The organism is Paenibacillus sp. UASWS1643 (genome assembly GCF_008693195.1).
GTDB classification, from domain to species: Bacteria; Bacillota; Bacilli; order Paenibacillales; family Paenibacillaceae; genus Paenibacillus; species Paenibacillus amylolyticus_B.
This window is the reverse complement of record NZ_VXKZ01000093.1, coordinates 1-23064: the sequence shown is the minus strand read 5'-3', so window position 1 is coordinate 23064 and position 23064 is coordinate 1. Positions and strand designations below refer to the sequence as shown.

Genomic DNA, 23064 nt, shown 5'->3' with positions numbered 1-23064 from the left:
CCTTCTATAATGATTCCTTAACTGCAACCACACTTGCCGCCACTACCGCAGCCGCCCTTCGGATTCGGGTCATTGCTCGGTACTTTAATGGTTGTTGACACTGCGAATGCAATGGTCTCTGACATCTGGAATAACATATCATCCAGGGACTTCTCTGCCTGTTTGAAGCGGATTACCGCCTCGAAATTTTCCAACTCCTGTTCCAGAGCCTTCACCTGGTCTTTTGCTGCATGATAATCCGGGTGAAAATGACCGAAACGCTGTGTTTCTTCAAACAATTCCTTCTTGGCATTCAGCTTCCGAATCCCCATCTGAATCTCAGGGGTAGTCTCTACTTGCTGCTTCCAATATAAATAATCCGATACTTCGGCAGATTGGTTAATCATGTCGCCCAGTTCATACGCGCCCGTTAACACTTGGGCCATATCGACCGTGTTCATTTCCGCTACGCTCATGAAATATTCATCCTATCTATATATAAAGTTCTACTTAACGTAGACTACCTCATCATAGCATATCCATGAATAGTTAAGAAGAGTTTTTCCTGCAATTAGAAATAGGCGGAACTCGAAAATTCGCCTTTCAACCTGATATTCACGTGAAATAGTCAGGTTATGACATCATCTGGCAGGATAAGACGCATTGTATCCCACTCTGACGGGGAGAATGTACGCCATTCCGTCTCTGATGTATTTTCACTTGAATCCAGCATGCACCAACCGCTTAAAGTCCATTGTTCATGACCCTCTACCTGATGTGGAATGAGGTATTGCGTACGATTTTCCTGTTGTATCCCCAGCTTGGTCTGCCATTCAATGGCTTTGGCAGCAATCTGTCGGGCGGTTGAACTATGATATCGACGCCACTCCTTGTACCAGGTCTCCGGTATCTCCTCAAACCCCAACAGAGAGAACTTCTTCTCAATGACAGAATGATCACGCTCCAACCCATGCAGAGAAGCAGGGATATCAACCAGACCTTGATTATCCGGTGTGTAGAAAGAAGAATATACACCGCTCAACACATCTTTTTCTAATAACTTCGAATCATCTGCGGAGCCTGTACTTACCTCCATTACATCCGTGTGCTGATCTACAGTTAACGGTGCAGCATCCGTCTCCTTTGCCCAATCTTCTAACGCAACACGTACATTCTCCGGTATACCTGTCAGAGCATATTGATCCAGAAACTCTATCACTTCAGGTAATTCATACCCTCTGGCTATGACCGAAATGAATCGTTCTCTTGTCATGCGGTAGATGGACATTCGATCACGCGTCACCCGTTCTGCGCATTGCTCCAGCATCCAGATCACGTCAGGCCCTGCTTCCGGCGGCACCAACATTTCGAAATCAGGCTGCATGTAAAATCCACAAGGCTCCGTCTGATTTATCATCTTTTGTTCCCGATTTAACAGGCTCTGTGGTTCGATCAACCAGCGGAATGCTAGCCCACCCGACTGATCTTCTCCTACTTCACCATAACCCCAGCCAGCCAGTGCGCAGAGCCAGCCCCTGACTCGTGGTTTCAATTCCGAATTCTCTATATGGCACCATATGTTCTTTTCGGGAGCAAGCACTGCCAATTGATAACGGAAATGCTGCAACGCGGGTTCAGCTTCTCCGTATCTTTTCATACACGCTTGATATATTTCCCGATGCATCTGTCTCCACGAGAGCTTCAACCATTTTTGTAATCGATGATCCACAATCTGAATTCGATCATCTGACTTTTGAACCAGATTCAGACTGAGCAGTAGATCGAGAAGGATAGCTACGTGGGTCGGATACAAATCCGAATGTTCATATCGGATGCTCAAACCATCAAAGTCTGTCGAAGATAATACCGTGATCACACTTAATTTTTGAACTCTTTTCTTATGTATAGTGCCCTTCCCTGTCAAAGGAAGTCCTTCTCTTTTGATCCACGCGATCAGATGAAGCAGCTCCGCAGCAATATCCGGCTTTCCTTCCTGTAATACATGAGCATGCTGTGCCATCTGTTTAACGGTTATACCCACTCTTTGTGCGTAAGCAATCGTCAATGTCTCCATCAGCGAAGCAGGAATATAGAATAATCGCTCCCCCCAACTCTTATGCACAGATTCAATCCATCTTTGCTGCCGAAGGTTGGCAAATGAAGATTTGGCTTCTGCGACACTTAGTCCTTCGATGGCCCACTGTTCTCGCGGCAGGAGGGAGGAAAAAGGCTGACCCGCATGTTTGTGAAAAATTGCACCAAGTACTTTTTGTTCCACCCAAGCAAGCTTTGACCAAGAATCAAGGTTCAGTACCACAGGCTCATCTATTGGTTCAAATGAAGACATATCCCAATCCCTCCTCTTTTCGCGAGTATAAATGGACTATTCGTTCTCATGAACGATGGCATATTCATATCCCTGCTCCACCAAGAACATCTGACGGTTTAATGCAAACTCCTGTTCCTTACTATCCTCTGATACCAGCGCATAGAAATAGGCTTTGTTTTCTCCCGCTTTCGGTCTCAGAATTCGTCCCAACCGCTGTGCTTCTTCCTGCCTTGAACCGAAACTCCCGGATATTTCAAGTGCAACAGCAGCATCGGGCAAATCCACAGCAAAATTGGCAACCTTGGATACCACAATCGTTTTAATCTCTCCACGTCGAAAAGCGGCAAACCATTTGATTCGCTCTTGCTGTGACATGGTTCCCGAGATTAGAGGTGCTTCAATTTCCCGGGCAATCAACTCAAGTTGATCCAGATATTGACCAATCACAAGTGCAGGCAAATCCCGATGATGTTCCAGCAAACGCTTGACTACACGCACCTTCGCCGGATTTTCGGCAGCCAATCGAAATTGGTGCTTAACCTCGGCTTGCAGATAATTTGATCTTAGTTCCGGGGAGAACGGGATGCGTATCTCCTGACATTGTACATCGGCAATCCACCCTTGCTGCTCCAATTGTTTCCACGGCATATCATAGAGCTTCGGACCAATCAGAGAAAACACATCCTGTTCACAGCCATCCTCTCGAACCAATGTAGCCGTTAATCCCAGTCTTCGGGTAGCTTGAATATCCGCAGTTGCACGAAATACAGGTGCTGGCAGCAAATGTACTTCATCATATATGATCAGCCCCCATTGCCGCTCACTGAGCAATTTGATGTGGGTAAAATCAGCATCCTTTGATTTCCGGTGTGTAAGAATCTGATATGTAGCTACAGTCACAGGTTTCACCTGTTTTTTCTGACCTGAATACTCACCAATCTGTTCGCTGGTAATCGTGGTTTTGTCCTGAATTTCTTGAATCCACTGTCGCACAGACGTTGTATTGGACGTCAAAATAAGGCATTCACATTGAAGCCGCTCCAGCACGGCCATGCCAATGACCGTTTTGCCTGCCCCGCAAGGAAGTACGAGTAAACCACTTCCTCCCATGCCCTCACTTCCTTCGAATGCATCCACAGCCTCTCTCTGGTAAGAACGCAGCGCAAACCGCTCAGAGTAGTCCCCTGTATCATTGGTTCGCCATTGGAATGAAAGCTTGGTTCCCTCCCGATACCCCACGTAATCAAGTACGGGGTAACCCAATCGTGTTAATTCCCTTTTTAATAACCCTCGCTGTTCTCCTGGGAGCAAAAGTTCATGAGCGTCCTTGCGTTCCATACGAAAGGCAGCTATCGTTTTCAATCCACTTAATTCATCGAGCAACCGTTCATCCTCACTGTAAAGGCGCATTCTGGTGTGATCTGCTTCGGAATGAAGCTTTAATTTGCCATACTGATCCATAATTCTCTGAACATCCTGTATCAGTACAGCAGGCACGTTCCAACGCGATACCAGCTCCAGACTTGCGATGACCTGATCTGAATTCCATCCCAACGCAGCTGCATTCCAGAGCGTCAGCGGAGTGATTCGGTAGGTATGAAATGCTGCGGGTGTCTTGACCAGTTCTGAATACATCCCAAGCTGCTCTCTTGCCCTTTCGAATCCGGGGTGGGCGACTTCCAGCAAAACCGTAAAATCTCGTTGAACAATGCAAGCATCCGTTCTACCCATATGTTCTGTTCCTTCCATTCGCGCCTTCCTCCTATCACAAAAAAGTCCAGTTCCGGCTGCTTCCGAAAATGAACCTGTATAATTGCGAGTTCAACAAGTCTTATTTCAGTACCGAAAAGTGGACTTATTGAACAAACTCTAAAAAAATCCATAAAAAAACACCCTGCCCATACCTCGGTATGAACAGGATGCCCAACTGGCTATAAAGTCATTCGGCTGTGTAACCCTTGGCCATGGCGATAAACAATCTCACGGCTGTCTGCATCGCGTCTTCATCAAAATCAAACATCGGATGATGATGCGGATAGATCGCATTTTTATCCGGGTTACCTGCTCCAACAAACATAAAGCACCCTGGAACCTTCTGCAGATAATAAGCAAAATCTTCCGCTGGCATCAGCATTGGGGAAGATTGCACTCGTTCTGCCCCAAATAATTCTGTAGCTTCTCTGAAGAAACGTGCTGTCTCCTGTTCATCATTAACCACAGGCGGATATCCCATAATATATTTCACTTGCGTCTCAGCCCCATACGCTGCCCCTGTCTGGGCTACCATGGTAAGCACACGCTCTTTCATCCTGTTTCGGGTCTCTTCATCAAACGTTCTTACCGTACCGCTCATTTTGCATTGCTCTGCAATTACATTCTGAGCTGAGCCCGCCTGCATTGTACCAATGGTCAGCACCGCGGGTTGCAATGGATCCACCGAACGACTGACAACGGTCTGAAGCTGCATCACAAGCGCAGACCCCGCGATAAGACTATCTATCGTGGATTGTGGCATCCCGCCATGTCCACCTTTGCCTTTGATCTCAATGTAAAAATCGTCCGCCGCCGCCATCATCGGCCCTGCTTTACTGGCAACAACACCTACAGGCAGCGGGGTCCAAAGATGAATGCCATATATGACATCGACACCTTCAAGCGCACCATCCGCAATGACCTGAACTGCGCCGCCCGGAAGCAGTTCTTCTGCTGGCTGGAACAAAAAACGAATCTCTCCTTGGATCTCCTGTTTGTGACGGCTGAAATACAATGCCGTACCAAGCAAGATGGAGATATGACCATCGTGGCCGCATGCATGCATCGCTCCTGCTTGTTGTGAGGCATACTCGACATTCTTTTCATCCTGAATTGGAAGTGCGTCCATATCAGCTCGCAGCATGACGACAGGACCCGGCTTGTCCCCACGAATGGTACCGATGACCCCGTGACCACCAACATGACGCCTCACTTCAACGCCAAAACTCTCCAACATATCCGCTACAAAAGAGGATGTCTTCTCCTCATGAAAGGAAACTTCAGGATTGCGATGTAGGTGACGCCGCCATTCCACCATATGGATCTGCAGATCTTCCCACCATATATTATTAGTCATTTCTCTCCACCCTTTCAATCTTAAACGGGACTTATATCAAGCCCGAACCTTCCTCTTCAAACCTATTGCTGTATATTGTAGCAGAATTGGAAGAAAACCGATACGAAACGCCTTCGGAAAGCTTGCACGGGAAGGGGAAACATACTATCATGAACTAGAGAAATACTCGAGAAATTATACTCGGAAGCTTATGAGGAGGATCAAACGCTTATGATTTTTGAGAATACAGGCTTGGATGGCTTGAAGAGCGACTTGGCATACCTGGATGAGAGCGCCGAGAAAGTCGGATTTGTCCGGTGGCAATGGGAATATTACCGTGCTACATATGACTACAAAATTGAAGATGAACAAACCAACTCAGAATACTTTGTACGCATTAATACCCGCGCTGTGGAAGGCAAATTGGAAAAACCGGATACCGTTCTTGCTGTTGAAGCAGTATACCTTGGCAAAGCCACTTTCCCTCACGGCCTAGATTATGACTCTTCTGTTCCGCAACCAGTCGTGAAGCTGGCAGCCGAAAAATTACAGCAGCTTAAAGAACTGCTGGAAGCATAGGCTGGGCCAAACGATGAAACAACAAACGGCCCAAACGAAAACGAAGAGAGGCACGCCGGATTTTCAACTGCTAATCCTCACTTTATTGTTGGTGGGCTTTGGACTGGTGATGGTATTCAGCTCCAGTTCCAGCATTGCAATCGCAAGCGAAAGATTTAACAATGATGCCCTTTACTTCACGAAAAAACAACTTATGTGGGCGATTATCGGTCTATTTGGCATGTTTTTTGCCATGAATATCCGCTTTAACAAGTACAAAAAGCTCTATGCACCCTTTTTCCTGCTTACTACGGTAATGCTGGTGATTGTGTTGGTCACAGGTGCAGTATTGAACGGTGCACGAAGCTGGATTCACATTTTTGGTTTCAGTCTTCAGCCTGCGGAATTCGCAAAAATTGCTATCATTCTCTATCTCTCTGCTCTGATCACCAAAAAAGGTGAGAAATTCAGGGTTTTCAAGACAGGTTATTTTCCCGTCTTGTTCATCGTTGGATTCATCGCAGGACTGATCATGCTGCAACCAGACTTTGGTACCACCTTCATTCTGGTGTCCACTTGTGGTCTCTTGATTTATGCCGGTGGAGCCAGTATGAAACATATCCTGGGTTCGATTCTCTTGGTTGTACTCGGTGGAGCACTGGCGTTTGGAGCGAATTCCCTGTTCTCTTCCATGTCTCCTTCCGATGCGACGACTACTACAACAGCAGTCACTGCGGAGCAGAACTACAAGATCGGACGGATTCAAGCTTTCTTGAATCCATTATCCGATATTAATGGGGGAAGTCTTAACCTCTACCGTTCCCTTGTTGCCATTGGTGATGGCGGCATGACAGGTTCAGGAATTGGACAAGGTACGATGAAGCTGCACTATTTGCCAAATGCGTATAATGACTTTATTTTCTCCGTAATTGGGGAAGAACTCGGATTCATCGGAAGTGCATTATTCCTGCTCGTTTACCTGTACTTTATCTGGCGAGGAATTATTGTCTCTCTTCGCTGTCCCGATCCATTTGGAACATTGGTCGGCATCGGAATTATGGGACTCATCGCTATACAGGCATTCATTAATATCGGCGGCGTAACTCAGACCATTCCGGTAACGGGTGTCACACTTCCGTTTATCAGTTATGGGGGTACCTCACTCTTTGTGATGATGGTTGCCATGGGCATTCTGCTCAGTATCTCACGCACCAACAATCTGGACGTGATCAAGGAAGAGAAAACGAAGTCCGTGACTGTACAGACACAGACTCGTACCTCACCTGCTCTTCGTTCACGGGAGTCCATCCGTCGGATTCGATAAAAAACAACACAAAAAAGGCTGTGCACCTAATGGATGCGCAGCCTTTTTCTGTGTAATCGGTACAATTCTGTCTATCAAGATGAAGAACAGGTCAATATGGCTCTGTTCTCCATTGCGGATTGCGATTTCTACAGATCGTCGCCTTTGAAAGATACTCCTTCTACCTTTACATTGACTTCAACCACGCGTAATCCGGTCATGGTCTCTACCGCTTCTCTTACATTCTGCTGGAGCATACGGGAAACTTCATGAATCGGGGTTTCGTACAGGACGATGATGCGCAGGTCAATGGCTGCTTCCAGCTGGCCGACCTCAACGCTCACGCCTTTCTGTACGTTTTTACCGCTGAGTCGCTTCGCCCAGCCCTCTGACAATCCTCCAGACATTGCGGCAATTCCGGGTGTTTCCATTGCAGCCATTCCGGCAATTTTTGCAACCACGTCATCGGCAATCCGGATGTTTCCGCTCTCCAGTTGAAGTTGTTCTGCCATGCCACATCCTCCTTCACTTCGTTACTCGTATTTTAAATCCTTTCCACCCCAAAAAGCAAATTAAACTCAAAAAGATGCGTTTACAACCTACCACCATTTGGTTATATTGAAATATGAAAATAATCTCATAAGCGATTTACAGTGTTATTCAAAACAAAATAATTTATAACCGAGGTGTTTGTTGTGAGAAACCGGATTTCATCCATTTTGCTGATTGCTTTCTTTGCACTCAGTGCCATCGCCCACTTCATGAAATGGGATTCGATTCTACAGTTCGTGATATCAGCCATTTCGGTTATTTTTGTGGCCGGTTTTTTAGGCAAAGCCACCGAAAATGTTGCCCACTACGCCGGACAGCGGCTGGGTGGATTCTTGAATGCCACGTTCGGCAATGCTGCCGAATTGATCATCGCCATTTTCCTCGTTAAAGAGGGACTGTTCGACATGGTCAAAGCAAGTCTGACAGGCTCCATCATCGGAAATCTGTTGTTAGTGCTCGGGTTAAGTATTTTTGCCGGAGGACTCAAGTTCAAAATTCAGAATTATAATGTTTCACTTGCTGGTCTGAATGGTTCCCTGATGATTGTTGCCATTATTGCCCTGTTTATTCCAGCAGTCTTTCTCAATACACATTCCATTACACAGAAAGACACCAATACACTTAGTCTCATCGTGGCCGGATTGCTCATCCTCGCGTATATTGCTTGGTTGCTATTCTCCATGGTGACACATAAGAACTACCTTGCAGACGTCACTGAGGATAGCGATGAAGAGCTGCCTCATGAGCATGCTCCGGCGTGGTCCAAGAAAAAATCTATTCTCTACCTGGTGCTCGCAACAGTCATGGTTGCCTTTGTCAGTGAATGGCTGGTGGGCACGCTCGAAGTCTTCACTTCGGAATTTGGACTTAGCGAACTGTTTGTCGGTGCATTCCTTGTGGCCATCATCGGTAATGCGGCCGAACACAGTGCAGCTATCATGCTTGCCATGAAAAATAAAATTGGAGCCGCCGTTGAAATTGCGGTCGGCAGCAGCTTGCAGATTGCACTCTTCGTCGCTCCTGTACTGATTTTTGTCAGCTACTTCACAGGTAGAACCATGGATATCGTATTTACAACGATTGAACTGGTCGCCATCGGCGTATCCGTATTTATTGCGAAGTCCATTACCCAAGATGGTTCAACGAATTGGTACGAAGGTTTACTCTTGCTCGTGGTATATATCATACTCGGTGTATCCTTCTTCCTGGTGTAACCAGGTCCTCAGGTAGGTAGCATATAAACAAACCACAGGAGGCAGCCCGAATTTACATTCGGTGCTGTCTCTTTGCTTGTATACGCCTTCCGGCTGGCTTGCATCCCGATCCCGTTCAGACGCACAAAAAAAGCATGCATAAACGCCTGCATGCCTTCTATTCTGACCCGCGCATCTGCAGGCTATTGCTCATTCTTCTTGTTCAAGGCTTCATATAGAATTGCCAAATTCCGCTCAAGCGCGCTAACCAGCTGCTTACCTGCACCTTCTGGAAGGAGCCCTGCACGAACAGCAAAATCAACTTCCTTGGAGAACCCATACATCTGTGTATCCAATACTTCCTCATAGAGAGGGCAGTAGCGGGTAGCCAGATTCTCCATCTGTACTTCAATAAGCTTCTGTATTTTATCTGCATCTTCTTGAAGAAGACTGATCGCTTTCAAATTCAGCTGGTCCTGCAGATCAGATGAAGTCATGCATTTTTCCCCCCTATGTCCCAAAAATCGCGTAAAGACGTTCTACCTCTAATATTAGACGAAATGAAGAGCTAATACAAGAACCTGACCAAAATAAGCCCGCAAAGTTAAGCCTTCTGTTGAAGCATAATCCACCTGTTCCAGTCACGTCCAGACGAGTATTCAGATCATTCCATGCCAAAAAACACCCCTGCCTAAAAAGGCAGAGGTGCTTCTTGAGAGCTATTACTCAGATGCGATGCTTACATTCAGTCCATGCTTGGCAAATACTTCTGACATGGCTGCTTTTGCTTCAACTGCATCTGGACCATGAACATGCAGTTCATAGCTGTGCGTGCTGATCAGCGTTGTAAACAATCCGAGAATACTTTTCACATCGATATACTTGTTCTCCGAATGAAGCACGATTGAAGAAGTAAACTTGCCTGCTGTTTGAGCAATTTCCACTACAGCCGCGTTATTACTCGACATAGGAATCCCTCCGTCTTTTTACTATTGGTATCATCTATTAATTACCACTACATGATACCGTGAATCCGCTTTCCTAGCAACAGCAAAATCCTGTTCCTATTTCAAACGGTCCGGATTCAGGCATTCCAGCTCAGGAATAACAAAAATACCGTCTTTACGAATCAGCACATCGTCAAAATAAATCTCCCCGCCGCCATAATCCGGACGTTGGATCAACACCAGATCCCAGTGGATGGACGAGCGGTTGCCATTATCCGTTTCTTCGTATGCTTGACCCGGTGTAAAGTGCAAGCTGCCTGCGATTTTCTCATCGAAAAGAATATCTTTCATCGGATGAAGAATATGCGGGTTAAATCCAATCGCGAATTCACCGATATGACGAGCACCCTCATCCGAATTCAGGATTTCATTCAAACGCTCTGTATCGTTGCTTGTAGCTTCAACGATTTTTCCATTCTCGAACGTGAACTTGATATTTTCAAATGTCACTCCATTATACAGCGTTGGCGTGTTATAACTAATCGTTCCGTTCACGGAATTACGCACAGGGGCACTGTACACTTCGCCATCCGGGATATTTTTTTGGCCAGAACATTTCTCTGCACCGATATCTTTAATGGAGAAGCTCAGCTCTGTTCCTGGTCCGGTGATACGAACTTTGTCCGTCCGCTTCATCAGGTTAGCGAGCGAGTCCTGCGCTTTGTCCATTTTGGCGTAATCCAGGTTACATACGTCGAAGTAGAAATCTTCGAACGCTTCTGTACTTGTATTGGCGAGTTGCGCCATACTTGCGTTAGGGTAACGAAGTACAACCCATTTCGTATGTTTGACACGTTGTTCACTATGTACCGGGTGGGAGTACAATGAATTGTACATTTTCATTTTTTCTTCCGGCACATCGGACAGATCATTCACATTTTCTCCCGCACGAATACCGATATAACAATCCATCTGTTTCATCCGGTTCAGATCAATCTCTGCCCACGTTTTCATCATTTCTTCTGTGGCATTTTTCAGCATCGCACGCTGTACGGTTTTATCGGTCAACTGTACAAAGATGTTACCACCTTTTTTGCCTACTTCTTCAATAATGGCGTTAATCAGATCACGTTCCGATCCAATCATCTCAACCAATACATTTTCACCAGGCTGTACATCTACTGAATAGCCCACCAGGTTTGCTGCAAGCTTTTGAATTCTTGGGTCCTTCATCTTGGTAAAATCCTCCTGTCATCTGCCATACTTAAATTGAACAACGGTAAATTACGATACTATTGTAGCACGCGAACAGTCATCCCGTCAGCAGGCAGTCCCTCACTTCGTTCATTGATATGACTTGAAGTTTACATCGGTGACAAGGGCTTCTTTGTTACTTTTACGGTTGTTGTCCGTGTAACTCAGCTGACTTTCAGAGGATAAACGAAGAGGCAGACTGCTCTTCCGATCTACCGTGAGATGATATACCGTCTGCACGCTCGCTTGTTTCATCATCTGTTGCATCGTTGTTTCACCCTGTTTCCAAACCTTCTCCAGATCCTTCACAAGCTTCTCCTTACGCGCCCCTTTCACCGAAGCTGCCCTATGCATATATTCTGCCCGAATGGCGTTCATCTCGTCGTTTAACTGGGTTACAGCCCATGATTTGGCGTCTTCCGGTGCAAGTTCAATCCGTAATGTTCTGGTTCGACGACCAGCGCCATACTCCGATTGAATGGTTTTGTGCATCCCATCGATCTTCTCCAATTGGGCAATTGGGTTAAAACGAGAAAGAGACCCACGCAGCGGCTCATGCTGCGCTGACAATGCCATCCATTGCCCTTGTTTCCGCTCGAAAGAGGCGCTAAACCCACTGGGCTGTCCATTATTTTTTACGGCAGTTGTTTGAATGCCTGTGCCCACAGCAGTTACTTCTCCAGGTAATCGGGTCTGAAGGGTCAGACGATCATGATTCTCCAGCTTGCCTTCAAACTTGAACTGATTCTCGAACAGCCCACTGTTCTCCCGTCGAAGTCCTGCCTCTCCTTCAAAACTCAACGTTTCTTTTCCCGCTATCCCCGATAAAGCCAAGGAAAAAACCTCTTCAGGCGTTTGATCTCGCTGGATTAATCCACAACCCGGAAGACCAATAATCACGATGCTCACAAATAACCATAATGTACGTAACGAATGGCGGTTAAACATGTCTATCTTCACCCTTCCGTGAACTTTCTCCATAGATTGCCCCGCCCGTATACGCTTATACTTCCTTCTATACACAACTTGATCTGCGATGCACAAAAAAAAAGAGAACGACTCCGCAATTGGAATTGTTCTCTCTTAACGTGTTACATCCTGTTCCTCTACAACGATTCTGTTCCGACCACCATTCTTGGCGCTGTACAAAGCCATATCAGCCCGATAAAACAAGGACTCTACACTGACCTTTTCATCCATCCAATTCCACTCTGCGATGCCACTGGATACCGTAACGGGCGGTCTAGTCTCTTCTGCGACTCTCTTTCGAATCACTTCCGCATAATCTAACGCCTGCCTTACACTCACCTGTGGCATATAGATCGCCAGTTCTTCTCCACCCCATCTGGCACATACATCCTCCGAGCGAACAGAGCTGGTGACGATCTCACTCACTTGCTTCAATACTTGATCCCCCGTCTGGTGTCCGAATGTGTCATTCACCTGTTTGAACTGATCAATATCCACCACTATGAGGGAGCCACAGAATTCATGAGCCTGTCGCTCGTGAATCACACTATCCAGATAATGCCTCACATACAGACCTGTCAACATATCCAGATTAGCCAAGCGCCGAACCTCGGCATGCAGCGTGGCATTTGACAGGGCAAGCCCGATATGGATGGATAACATCTGCAAAAGCCGATAGTTATCATATGAAAAGTAATGCTCTCTACTATGTCCCAACAAAATGGCACCCTTCACTTCACCATTAACTCTGATTGGTGATGCAATAAGTGACATGGATCCCGTATCTTCCATGAAAAAGGAGGACACTTTATCATATTGCGCATAATTGACTATAATAAGCGGTTCCTCTGTTCGATAGATCAAGCCTGCGATACCGTAGTCTACAGAAAAGGATTGGTGAAAAACATCTTTCACGTTAGATGACATAACTTCGAAGTCATTTGTACTGTCATTGAGTTGAAGAATGCAACACGTTTCAGCCTGGAATATTTCCTTTAACTCTTGCTCGGATAGTTGATAAATCTCCGAAAGATGCAGACTCTTGTTCAACCGCTGTGTAAGATCATTAATTAAACGAAGTTCCTGAATTAACATATTGGATTGTTCATGCAACTTGGCGTTCTCAAAGGCCGTTCCTGCAGTGTCTACCATCATCGTAATCAATTGCAAGTCCGATTCTTCCATAATCTCTTCATTCATTTCGATATGGAACACACCGTATATGCCTTGTTTGCCTTTCAGCGGAATCCCTACATCTACAATGCGGTTCTCTGCATCATGTGAGCGAGCAACAATCAGCTTACCTTCCATAAATGAACGCACACAAATATCTTCTCCTCGCTCGTGGACAAGCAACGGTTTAATCCGTGGATCAGAGTTGCTCTGATCCTGAGACATATACAATTTGATATAAGTCGCCGGGTACAAGTAGTCCATACTGTCAAATACCTCATCCAATATGGCCTCGACATCCATTTTGTCATGCATTCGCTGAACAATCTGAAAGAGGATGGACCTCCGGTGTTCCTCACGGGCTGTTTGTTCATGAGCATGTAACAGGTCCGTCATAAATATGTATTCAAATCTTCGGTAAAAGCAGGTGCGATAATGCAATGCCTCAGATTGAACGACAGCTTCAGACGTTTCATATCCATTGGATTCATAGATCACAGCAGTGAATACGGCAAACATATCCTTGTTTGTTCTGGAGAATAAGGGATGTGTTATTATAAGATATTCTCCGTGTTCGCTTGTCCCTTTAAGGGACAGGACCTGTCTCTTCTCCAAACATTCGAATACCAGCCTGCGTGCATTTACGCCCTGATCAGCTTCATGATCGCTATCGTATCCTATGCAATCGCCTTCGGTGTTCCACACGCTGTAAAAGGTTGATGTTCTGGCCAGCCTTGAACCCACTCTGGAGTTCCAGTCACTGTATGCCTGCTCTAGCAAGCTGCCCAAATATGAAAAATCAAAAGGTGTGATATCCATTTTTTGCATCCACAACACATGCTCTTCATGAGAATGAGGAGCGGCAAAAGATGCGGAATCGCCCGAACTTCGTGAATTCAAGCTGGCAGGTAAACTTCTTAGATGTTCTAACATGTCAGGCGCTCCTTTGCACCGTTTTTGCATCCACCAGGATGCATTAATCTGCAGACGTTATCGCAAACCTGCAAATTCGTTGCGATAACCTTATTACATAAAGATGATTTAAAGTTAAGATACAATCTATTTTACTCTGTTTAAAGCTTTTTTGCATCCATATTTCAGAAAATCGTCCCATTATTTTAGGCCCAATGACCTATCGACAAATTTAGACGTTTTTTTGCTTTTATTCTACGCTTGACTTTGTTTCTCTTAAACTGTAATATAAATTGTTGATGAAGACTACTAATGGGTCTTTAAATTTGGGCATTACCGGTTGTGTCACCCTCATTCTTTTTGTTGCTTTCAGGACAGCGGCTGAACTTTCCTGATCGTTCTATGCGAGGCCAAGCCCGCATCAACAAATTGGAGCGCAAACAGAGCCCTAATATGAACTTTAACTAAAAAGGAGCTACTTTAAACATGGCACGTTACACTGGTCCTAAATTTAAATTGAGCCGTCGCCTCGGCATTTCCCTTAGCGGAACAGGCAAAGAATTGAAACGCCCTTTCCCTCCAGGTCAGCACGGAGCTAACCAACGCAGAAAAATGAGCAACTACGGTATGCAATTGCAAGAAAAACAAAAATTGCGCCACATGTACGGTTTGGGCGAGAAGCAATTCCGCACACTGTTCTCTAAAGCTCAAAAAATGCAAGGTATTGCCGGTGAGAACTTCATGTTCTTGCTTGAGTGCCGCCTTGACAACCTCGTTTACCGCCTTGGGTTCGCTAACTCCCGCGCTGGAGCGCGTCAGTTGGTAGCACACGGTCACGTAACTGTAAACGGCAAAAAAGTCGATATCGCTTCTTACCAAGTAAGCACTGGTGATGTAATCGGCTTGCGTGAGAAGAGCCGCGCTCTTTCTTCCGTTAAAGAAGCTTTGGAAGGTCGTTCGCATCTTCCAGCATACGTTGAATACAACGAAGCAGCTGTAGAAGGTAAATTCATCCGCTTGCCTGAGCGTGCTGAATTGTCCCAAGACATCGATGAAAAACAAATCGTCGAGTTCTACAACCGTTAATCGTTGCAATCACATTAAAGTTTCAATCCAAACAGCTGTCGAGATTTTCTCGGCAGCTGTTTTTCTATGCTTTTTTTAATTATCTTCATTATAGGAATGTAAATAACGATATAAAACATAGACTCCCTCCAGGAGAAGCACACATCCATATATACATCACAAGAATGACATCGAGGGGGATTAAAACATGCATTTTTTCGCAATCGCAAGCTCGCTGTTAAGCTTGGACTTTTACTCGGGATCGTATTACTCTGTTGTATTGGAGCCCTGATTGCATTTAATACCAAATCCATTTACGACAAAAGCCTCCAGTACGGCGAAACCGTTGCTGGACAGGCAGCAAACCGGGCTACGAATGAGTTCATGACTGACATTAATCAGGTTAAAAACACGTTGGACACCATGAGTACCACGTTATTGGATGCCGCTCAGAACGGATCACTCAACCGTGAAGAAATCGTCAGACTCCTTGAACAATATCTGAAAAAAGGCGAGAAAGTTTTTGGCTTTTACACGGGCTGGGAACCAAATGCCTTTGATGGAAACGATACGGAGCACATCAACAAAAAAGAATATGATGATGCTACGGGGCGATTCGTTCCATACGTTATATGTGATGGCAACTCCCTGCATTTTGAGCCTATGCCTACTTATGAGGGAAGCGGTGAAACTAGTACTTACTATCAGCAGCCAAAGAAAACCAAATCCATCTATTGGTCCGAGCCTGTTACCTATACGGTTGGTGGTAAAGAAACACTGCTCGTTTCGATTGTCCTCCCTCTATTAGATGAAAACAAAAATTTTCTGGGCATTGTGGGGGCAGACTTTACCATTGATCGTTTTCAGCAAAATATAGCATCACTTAATCCGGATCAAGGGTATGCCATGCTTATTACTAGCGAAGGACAGATTGCTGCACATGGCTCCAAACCGGAACTGGCTAATGAAGGAGCCGTAATTCCATCTGAAATGAAGACAGTCATTCAGCGTATACAATCTGGCGAGTCCCAGTTTTACGCTACAGACCCTGAAGTAGGGGAAGAACTGTTTATTGCCGAGCCCGCCAGGTTACAAGGAACGGATTCAAACTGGTACCTTGTATCGGCGCTGCCAAAGAGCCATATCCTTCAACCTTTCTATGACAGCTTGAACTGGTCCATACTGATTGCGGCACTGGCATTACTTCTGCTTGCAGGTGTGGTTACCTACACTATCGTCTCCATTGTAAGGCAGTTGAATCAAGTCAATATTGTCGCTGGACAGCTCGCTGGCGGGGATTTGACACAAAAGTTACCTGTACGATCCAAAGATGAATTTGGCGTCATGGCGGGTCATATGAATCAAATGATGGATACACTGCGACATACCATATCGGTTATATCCGAACATGCTTTATCTGTCGGCTCCACTTCTCAACAATTGACCGCAGGTGCCGAAGAAACAGGTAAAGCAGCCGAACTGATTGCATTAACAGGAGTCGAAGTTGCAGATAAAGCAGGTAAACAGGTGCAGGAGCTGCAAGAGTCCTCCCGTTCCATGAATGAAATATCTGCAGGGATCGGAAGAATTGCAAAGGCCGCCTCCGATGTATCGGATTCATCGCGAGCTGTGGCTGAGCGAACAACTGTCGGAACCGATAAGATTCAGTCCGCCATGCGTATGGTCGATAGTGCCACCTCTTCTGTGCAGACATCCATGACCGCACTGGAGAATTTCCGTCAACGTTCTGAAGAGATTGGCCATATTACAGGCATGATCACGGAAGTTAGCCGTCAAACCAATCTTCTTGCCCTTAATGCTTCCATTGAAGCATCACGAGCAGGTGAACACGGGCGCGGCTTTGGTGTTGTTGCTTCCGAGATTCGTAATCTGGCTGAACAATCCAGAATATCAGCAGCGCAGATTGCAGCATTGATTCATAGCGTTCAGCAAGAGGTCCTTTCTCTCGTTGAAAATATGGAACAGGGGAATGCCGAGGTAAGCCACATAGCGGAAGCGATTAATGAGAGTGGTGAACTATTCCTCTCCATTTCATCACAGATTTCAGATGTTAATGAGCAGATTGAACATGTCTCAGCCATTGCGCAGCAGATGTCAGCTGGATCACAGCAGGTTGATGCCACGTTAGTGCAACTCAAAACCATTGGTCATGAGACATCAGATCACGCAACTCGTGTTGCCTCTGCCTCTGAAGAACAACTCGCATCCATGGAAGAGATTACGGCGGCATCTGCCTCACTAGCGAATCTTACTCAGGAATTATTAGAACTGATTCAACGCTTCAAAACCTAATCATAGAAGACCTCCAATACGACACATCACCCAGGCCACCCTATGCACCTCAGCATGGAGGTGGCCTGCTTATTTTGGCTTACAACTCATGAAATGTGCTTCAATATCGCATGATATATAGCATAATGCATGGCAGAATGGCAAATTTCGACCATTACTTGTATTTCTCAGGCATGCAAACCCGCCTTTTTATGCTATAATAAGTGCTGTTAAAAGGAGGAAGACACTGAATGGTTGATGTTAATAAGAAAAAGCCCGATGAACAGCCTGTACGCAAACGCAGCTTTGCCCGCAGACTGGGAAGTTTCGTCAAATGGATGGTTGTCCTTGGATTTATGGGGGCACTATTTGCAGGCGGTGCTTTGATGGGATACGTCAGTTCCATTGTCAAAGACGAGCCTGTCCGTTCAAGGGCCCTGATTGAACAAAAAGTCAGCGAAAACTCCATCACAGGCTTTGCTTACTTTGCCGACGGCAGTCCGATCGGTCAATTACGTACGGAAGAAGACAGGCGTCCGGTCACTACAGACCAGATCCCACAAAAGGTTATTGATGCTGTCATTTCGATTGAAGACAATCATTTTTACGAACATAAAGGTGTAGACATGAGCGGAACACTACGTGCCGTGAAACAAAAAGTGCTGAAAGAATCAGTACAAACCGGCGGTAGTACACTGACTCAGCAATTGGCGCGTCGTGTGTTTTTGAATCTGGATCGAACGGAAGATCGGAAAGTGAAAGAAATTTTGCTCTCACTCCGACTCGAACGTTTCCTGACCAAAGACGAGATCATGACAGCCTATCTGAACAAAGTTCCTTTTGGTAATGGTTCCAGCGGATACAACGTTTACGGAATCAAAGCGGCCGCCAAAGGATTGTTCAATATTAACGATCTAGAAAAAGTCAACATCGCTCAAGCTGCTTATCTTGCTGGATTGCCACAACTCCCCTCCTCATACTCCGCTTTTAACGGTAAAGGTGATTTTGTAGAGGAGAATTTTGACCGCGCAATCAACCGTCAGCATCTGGTACTGCGCCGTATGCTTGAACTAGGCAAAATCAATCAGTCCGAGTATGACAAAGCTCTTGCTTTTGATATCAAAAGCTCACTCGCTCCGAAGACCATCAAGGCTTACAACACTTATCCATATCTTATGATGGAAACGGAACGACAAGCTGCACAGATTTTGATGAAACAGTTGAATTCCGACACAGCTGACTCTAAAGACAAAGGTACGGATGCAGACACACCTCAGAAAGAAAGCAGTGCATTATTAGAGGAAGCTCAGACGCAACTGCGGACAGGCGGATATCGTATATACACGACCATCAACAAAAGTATCTACAAAACGATGCGTACCATTGCGGAAGATGACAGCAATTTCTCAGCAGATGATCCTGTCAAAGGAAAAGAACAAACTGCTGCCATGCTGATTAATCACAAAACCGGTGCTATTCTGGGCATGATTGAGGGACGGGATTTCCAGGATGAACAGATGAACTATGCAACGCAGATGATACGTCAGCCAGGTTCAACGATGAAACCTATTGCAGCTTATCTGCCAGCTCTGGATGAGGGTCTTGTCCAACCTGCTTCTATTATTGATGACTCACCGATCATTCTCAAAAATGGTCCGAGCGGCTATCACATTGCCAAGAATGCCAACAATCGGTATCAGGGACTGGTCACTGCCCGCAGAGCACTGAATTATTCTCTAAATATACCGGCTCTGAAGTTGTTTAATGAAGAAGTTGGGATCGAGAAAGCTTGGACCTTCGCCAAGAAACTGGGGATTACCACCATTCAGAAGGAAGACTATCAGGCTCAGACAGGTGTTCTCGGAGGTCTCCAATACGGTGTAACCGTTGAAGAATTAACCAGTGCCTATGGCGCTATCGCCAATAAGGGCGTATATAACGATTCTTACATGATTAGCAAAATTGTAGATTCCAAAGGCAACATCGTCTACAAACACGATACTGAACCTGTCCAAGCCTTCTCGGAGCAGACAGCATACCTGATGACCGATATGCTGCGGACCGTTATTACAGAGGGAACGGCAGATAAAGTACGTGAAAATTACAAATATTCCAAGAGTGTGCCAATCGTAGGTAAAACGGGTTCCACTCAAAACTACGCAGATGTCTGGTTTGAAGGTTATACACCAGATGTCACACTTGGCGTTTGGGTTGGATACAAACAGCCGGTGAATACGCTCGAAAGTAAATCACAGAGAAAACGTGCGCAGCAACTGTGGTCGAAAATCCTGAACGAAGTGATCGATACGCAAAAAGATCTGTTCGTCACGGATTCGTTCAAAAAACCATCCGGCATCGAAACGCGCACGGTGTCTGCATACAGTGGCAAGTTGCCAACATCCATGACTGACAAATTTGTTACGGATATTTTCAACAGCAAGTTTGTTCCGAAGGATAGCGATGACGGTGTAGCCAAAGCCAGGTATATTACTTACAATGGTGTAAACTATATTCCGCGTGACGGAACACCTTCGGACATGTTGAAGGAAAAAACAGTAATCAAACGTAAAAAACCAATCTCGGATCTCATCAAAGAATTGCAAAATGCATTCTCACGTATGAGTCGACATGAGTCACTTGCGTATTACCTTCCTGAAGATGCTGATGCAGACATGCCAACACAGATTGATCCAAGAACAGATAATGGCAAAGCGCCTGATGCACCAGGCAATGTACGCATCTCAACCTCAGGTGACAGAGCAGTCATTACATTTAATGCCACACCTGAAAATGATGTCGTCGGTTATCGTCTGTATCGTTCTGTAAACGGTGGAGGATTCCAGAACCAGGGTCAGGTTGTCCTGACTGGTGAATCCAGATCATTCTCTGCATATGCAGCACAAGGCGGCAACTTCGCCTTCTATGTGACCGCAGTGGATGTTGCCGGCAGAGAATCTGCTCCTAGCGCTGCAGTAAATAGTGCTGGTGTAGCTCCTCCTGTGCAAGAAGAGATTAATGAGCCAATTGAAGTTCCAGGCACAGTCATTACGCCGGGAGAAACGCAGACCGACAATACAACAACGACAGCCCCAGGCACACCTGGTCAAGTCAGCGTATCTGCCCTCTCTCAAGGACTGCGCATTCAATGGGCGTCAACTCCAAATGCAGATAGTTATGCTGTATATTACAGTGAAACAGGCTCGGCTCCTTACACCAAAATTGGAACAACAGCGGGAAATACGATGGATTATGGAGTACCCGCATCGACCAGTGGATGGTTCAAGGTATCTGCCAGCAATAGTGCGGGTGAATCCGAACCTTCTGCAGCCATACATTTTCAACCCTGATTCAGACATAGCTTTCCAAAACAAGCCGCATCCTCAGACTGTATCTGAGTGTGCGGCTTTTTATTTGTATTTACAGCAGCCAAAAAGCCTGCTTTCATGCCATTGGCATAAAGCAGGCTTTTACAATCCATTTTAATGGGTAGAGTCACCGTATTTGGCTTCGTAGAGTATTAACTTCTTCCCCACTACTCAATGTATCGGTATCGATAGCGCCACATTGATGATCCTAGCACTGTCGCGTTAGTCTTCAATGGTGGATAGATCTCCTGTTGGCAGATCAAGCTCCCAGGCTTTCAGGACACGGCGCATGATCTTCCCGGAACGTGTCTTGGGCAGTTTATCCTTAAACTCAATCTCACGCGGAGCAGCGTGGGCAGACAGGCCCTCTTTGACAAAACGATAGATCTCTTCTTTCAGCTCTGGTGTCGCCTCATATCCTTCACGAAGCGCCACAAAAGCCTTGATGATCTCCCCACGTGTCACATCCGGCTTACCGATTACACCCGCCTCTGCTACCGCAGGATGCTCCACGAGCTTGCTCTCCACCTCAAAGGGGCCGATACGCTCGCCTGACGAATTAATCACATCATCAATCCGTCCCTGGAACCAGAAATATCCTTCTTCATCCATATAAGCGGAGTCACCGGATACATACCAGCCCGTAAGCCTGAAGTACTCCTCGTATTTCACAGGGTTATTCCAGATCTTCGCCATCATGGATGGCCAAGGTGCCCGTATGGCCAGATTACCCATACTGTACGGTGGCAATTCCTGCCCGCGATCATCAATAATCGCTGCTTCGATTCCAGGTAATGGACGTCCCATAGAGCCAGGCTTGATCGGCATTCCGGGGTAGTTACAGATCAGCTGTGCACCTGTTTCCGTCATCCACCATGTATCATGAATTCGCTGACCGTAGGCTTTCCATCCCCAACGAACAACCTCCGGATTGAGCGGTTCACCGACAGACATGACATGACGCAGACTGCTCAGATCAAACTGGGCGATGGTCTCTTCTCCCGCTCCCATCAGCATACGGAAGGCCGTTGGTGCACTGTACCAGATCGTGACTTTGTTCTTCTGGATGGTGCTGTACCAATCTTGAGGACTGAAACGACCACCCCGTATCACATTGGTTACTCCGTTGAGCCATGGAGCAAAGATACCGTAAGAAGTGCCTGTCACCCAGCCAGGGTCAGCAGTGCACCAGTACACATCATCCTCACGTAAATCCAGAACAACCTTACCTGTATAATAGTGCTGAATCATGGCATTTTGAACATGGTATACCCCTTTGGGTTTCCCCGTAGAGCCTGAGGTATAATGAATAAGCAAACCATCCTCACGATTCAGCCACTCTACTTCCATCTCATCCGAAGCGGCAGACATCTCTGCATCAAAATCGATGAGTCCTTCTTCAGTTTGCGCGCCCCCACCCACAATAAATATATGTTTGAGTTCGGGCAACTCGGAACGTTTGATCCGTTTCAGTAATTCCGGAGTGGTGACGAGTGCTACTGCTCCGCTATCCTCCAGTCGATCCTTCACAGCCGTTTCCATAAAAGCTTCGAACAAAGGGCCCGCGATGGCTCCAGCTTTCAATATACCCAGGAGACTAAAATACAGTTCAGGACTTCGAGGCATAAAAATAAATACCCGCTCTCCTTTGGCTATGCCATATTTGCGGAGAACGTTCCCGAACCGACTCGACTGTTCACTCAGATCAGCGAAAGTATAGGACTCTTCACGTGAAGCATCGCTATACAATAAAGCGGTTTTTCCGCCCCTTCCTTCCAGTACATGACGATCAATCGCTTCATGCGCCATGTTTACTTTTCCGCTGGCGTGCCACGTAAAGTGCCTTTCCACCGATTCCCAATCGAACCGGCTTCTAGCCTCCGTGTAATCGCCCAGATTAGATTCAGACACAACCGTTTGCAGCATCTCGCCATGTGCTTGACTCATGCTTGCCAGCCTCCTTCAACTCGACATTTCGATTCCCGTCAGGGGTCAATTCTCATTGCCTTTGTGTTGACTGAACTTCCAGTTAGCGCTTACATTAGTAGAGAGAACTTCTCATCATGTACTTGCTCGGCCAAACAG

At 46.1% G+C, this 23064-nt stretch carries 17 protein-coding genes; 6 read left to right on the top strand and 11 right to left on the bottom strand.

Going from position 1 to position 23064, the window contains the following annotated elements; all coding sequences use genetic code 11:
• Positions 1-17: 17 nt before the first annotated feature.
• From FE296_RS03945 to FE296_RS03930, 4 genes are all read right to left on the bottom strand, one after another.
• Positions 18-455 carry a YlbF/YmcA family competence regulator gene (locus FE296_RS03945; RefSeq protein ID WP_036614642.1) on the bottom strand — a complete coding sequence of 146 codons (438 nt, stop codon included), beginning with the start codon at positions 453-455 and terminating at the stop codon, positions 18-20.
• A gap of 152 nt (positions 456-607) precedes the next feature.
• Entirely contained in the window at positions 608-2326 is a 1719-nt protein-coding gene (locus tag FE296_RS03940) for a helicase-associated domain-containing protein (protein ID WP_150364281.1), read from the bottom strand.
• A gap of 36 nt (positions 2327-2362) precedes the next feature.
• Positions 2363-4057 carry a DNA repair helicase XPB gene (locus FE296_RS03935; RefSeq protein WP_150364280.1) on the bottom strand — a complete coding sequence of 565 codons (1695 nt, stop codon included), beginning with the start codon at positions 4055-4057 and terminating at the stop codon, positions 2363-2365.
• Between the two features lie 190 nt (positions 4058-4247).
• Positions 4248-5417 (bottom strand): M20 family metallopeptidase, encoded by a 1170-nt coding sequence (locus FE296_RS03930; RefSeq protein WP_124116084.1) that lies wholly within the window; start codon positions 5415-5417, stop codon positions 4248-4250.
• A 210-nt stretch (positions 5418-5627) separates the two neighbouring features.
• Here FE296_RS03930 and FE296_RS03925 point away from each other — a divergent pair, with 210 nt between their 5' ends.
• Positions 5628-5975 (top strand): YugN family protein, encoded by a 348-nt coding sequence (locus FE296_RS03925; protein WP_074095774.1) that lies wholly within the window; start codon positions 5628-5630, stop codon positions 5973-5975.
• Between the two features lie 13 nt (positions 5976-5988).
• The gene (gene ftsW / locus FE296_RS03920) at positions 5989-7278 is read left to right on the top strand and encodes a putative lipid II flippase FtsW (RefSeq protein WP_150364279.1); all 1290 of its coding nucleotides are present in this window, start codon (positions 5989-5991) and stop codon (positions 7276-7278) included.
• Positions 7279-7406: 128 nt separating this feature from the next.
• On the opposite strand, the gene FE296_RS03915 is transcribed toward ftsW, so the two are convergent.
• Entirely contained in the window at positions 7407-7769 is a 363-nt protein-coding gene (locus FE296_RS03915; RefSeq protein WP_017687428.1) for an Asp23/Gls24 family envelope stress response protein, read from the bottom strand.
• A gap of 183 nt (positions 7770-7952) precedes the next feature.
• Here FE296_RS03915 and cax point away from each other — a divergent pair, with 183 nt between their 5' ends.
• Positions 7953-9023, top strand: a complete 1071-nt coding sequence (gene cax / locus FE296_RS03910; protein ID WP_150364278.1) for a calcium/proton exchanger — start codon at positions 7953-7955, stop codon at positions 9021-9023.
• 182 nt (positions 9024-9205) lie between these two features.
• On the opposite strand, the gene FE296_RS03905 is transcribed toward cax, so the two are convergent.
• The 5 genes from FE296_RS03905 to FE296_RS03885 form a co-directional block, all read right to left on the bottom strand.
• On the bottom strand, positions 9206-9499 hold the full coding sequence (locus FE296_RS03905; RefSeq protein ID WP_017687426.1) for an Fpa/YlaN family protein: 294 nt from the start codon (positions 9497-9499) through the stop codon (positions 9206-9208).
• Positions 9500-9724: 225 nt separating this feature from the next.
• Positions 9725-9970 (bottom strand): HPr family phosphocarrier protein, encoded by a 246-nt coding sequence (locus FE296_RS03900; RefSeq protein WP_036614658.1) that lies wholly within the window; start codon positions 9968-9970, stop codon positions 9725-9727.
• A gap of 96 nt (positions 9971-10066) precedes the next feature.
• A complete protein-coding gene (locus FE296_RS03895) occupies positions 10067-11182 on the bottom strand; it encodes an aminopeptidase (RefSeq protein ID WP_124116081.1) in 1116 nt (371 codons plus the stop codon).
• 111 nt (positions 11183-11293) lie between these two features.
• Positions 11294-12184, bottom strand: coding sequence for a hypothetical protein (locus FE296_RS03890; protein WP_150364277.1), 891 nt, complete (start codon positions 12182-12184; stop codon positions 11294-11296).
• 102 nt (positions 12185-12286) lie between these two features.
• A complete protein-coding gene (locus FE296_RS03885; RefSeq protein ID WP_150364276.1) occupies positions 12287-14278 on the bottom strand; it encodes a sensor domain-containing diguanylate cyclase in 1992 nt (663 codons plus the stop codon).
• Between the two features lie 465 nt (positions 14279-14743).
• Here FE296_RS03885 and rpsD point away from each other — a divergent pair, with 465 nt between their 5' ends.
• From rpsD to FE296_RS03870, 3 genes are all read left to right on the top strand, one after another.
• The gene (rpsD, locus tag FE296_RS03880) at positions 14744-15343 is read left to right on the top strand and encodes a 30S ribosomal protein S4 (protein WP_062835377.1); all 600 of its coding nucleotides are present in this window, start codon (positions 14744-14746) and stop codon (positions 15341-15343) included.
• A gap of 363 nt (positions 15344-15706) precedes the next feature.
• A complete protein-coding gene (locus FE296_RS03875) occupies positions 15707-17635 on the top strand; it encodes a methyl-accepting chemotaxis protein (protein WP_150364275.1) in 1929 nt (642 codons plus the stop codon).
• Between the two features lie 230 nt (positions 17636-17865).
• On the top strand, positions 17866-20961 hold the full coding sequence (locus FE296_RS03870) for a transglycosylase domain-containing protein (protein ID WP_124116077.1): 3096 nt from the start codon (positions 17866-17868) through the stop codon (positions 20959-20961).
• Between the two features lie 240 nt (positions 20962-21201).
• Here FE296_RS03870 and acsA read toward each other — a convergent pair whose 3' ends face one another.
• Positions 21202-22926 (bottom strand): acetate--CoA ligase, encoded by a 1725-nt coding sequence (gene acsA / locus FE296_RS03865; RefSeq protein WP_150364274.1) that lies wholly within the window; start codon positions 22924-22926, stop codon positions 21202-21204.
• Between the last annotated feature and the right edge of the window lie 138 nt (positions 22927-23064).